1 protein-coding gene is annotated in these 1,249 nt (G+C 63.7%); it reads left to right on the top strand.

Annotation, left to right across the window (positions count from 1 at the left end; translation table 11 throughout):
- Positions 1–1,217: BID domain-containing protein (locus EFD55_RS32910; protein WP_167493254.1), on the top strand; the 1,217-nt coding region annotated here is incomplete at its 5' end.
- Between the last annotated feature and the right edge of the window lie 32 nt (positions 1,218–1,249).

Below are 1,249 nucleotides of genomic sequence, written 5' to 3'. Positions count from 1 at the left end.
ACGCGACGGAGTTCCGCAGAAACGCCGAGCGGTTCGAAAGCCGCGAGCAACAACGCCGCGCGTATATGTCATTGTCGATCCCAGCGCTCTCAAAGAAGGCGGTGGCACGTCTCATCGAGATCGAGGCGGTGCGCAGGCAAGGAGGGGACGATGCCTACAGGAGCGCCTTCGCACTCGCCGCCGAGGACCGTGCCGTCGTGCAGGAGATCAAGGCGGTCAGCGAGGCGCTCACCGCTCGCTTCGGTTGGAGCGCCTTCACATCCAAAGCCGATGCGGCTGCCGAACGCAACATGGTCGAGCGTATGCCGGAAGACCCCACAAGCATCAGAGACGAGAAGTTGACCCGGCTGTTCGAGGCCGTGAGGCGCTTTGCCGACGAGCAGCATCTCGCCGAACGGCGGGATCGTTCGAAGATCGTCGCCAGCGCCAGTGCCGATCCGCAGAAGGAGAATATCCCCATGCTTGCCGCCGTCACCGAGTTCAAGACTCCGATCGAGGAAGAGGTGAGATCGCGTGCTCTGGCCGGCTCTCTCTATCGCCAACAGCGAGCGGCACTGGCCGCCGTGGCACGCACGATCTGGCGTGATCCGGCCGGCGCCGTCGGCAAGATCGAAGAGCTGCTTGCCAAAGGTTTTGCTGGCGACCGCATCGCCGCCGCAGTGACCAACGACCCCTCAGCCTACGGTGCATTGCGGGGGTCCGATCGCCTCATGGATCGGATGCTGGCTGCCGGCCGGGAGCGGAAAGAGGCGGTGCAGGCCGTACCCGAAGCAGCCGCTCGCCTACGGTCGCTCGGCGGAGCCTATGCCAGCACCCTTGATGCCGAACGCCAGGCTATTGCCGAAGAGCGACAGCGCATGGCGGTTGCCATCCCCGGCCTGTCGAAGGCGGCCGAAGAAGTGCTGACACGCCTGACTGCCGAGGCGAAGAATAACGGCCACAAGCTGAGTGCATCGGCGGCCTTTATTGACCCCAACATTCGCGGGGAGTTTGCCACTGTCAGTCGGACGCTCGACGAGCGCTTCGGTCGCAATGCCATCCTTCGGGAGGAGGAGGATCTCATCCACCGTGTGCCACAAACACAGCGTCGCGCCTTCGAGGCGATGCAGGAAAGGCTGAAGGTCCTGCAGCAGACCGTCCGACTCGAGAGCAGCGACAAGATCGTCTCGGAACGGCGCCAGCGCACGGTTAACCGCAGACGCGGCATTGATCTCTGAAGCCGATGAAGGAGACAAAGGGTGGTCATCGC

Origin of the sequence: Rhizobium pisi, from assembly GCF_003938655.1 — a bacterium.
Lineage (GTDB): Bacteria > Pseudomonadota > Alphaproteobacteria > Rhizobiales > Rhizobiaceae > Rhizobium > Rhizobium pisi.
The sequence above is the reverse complement of the archived record's forward strand: the minus strand, read 5'-3'. Positions and strand labels throughout refer to the sequence as shown.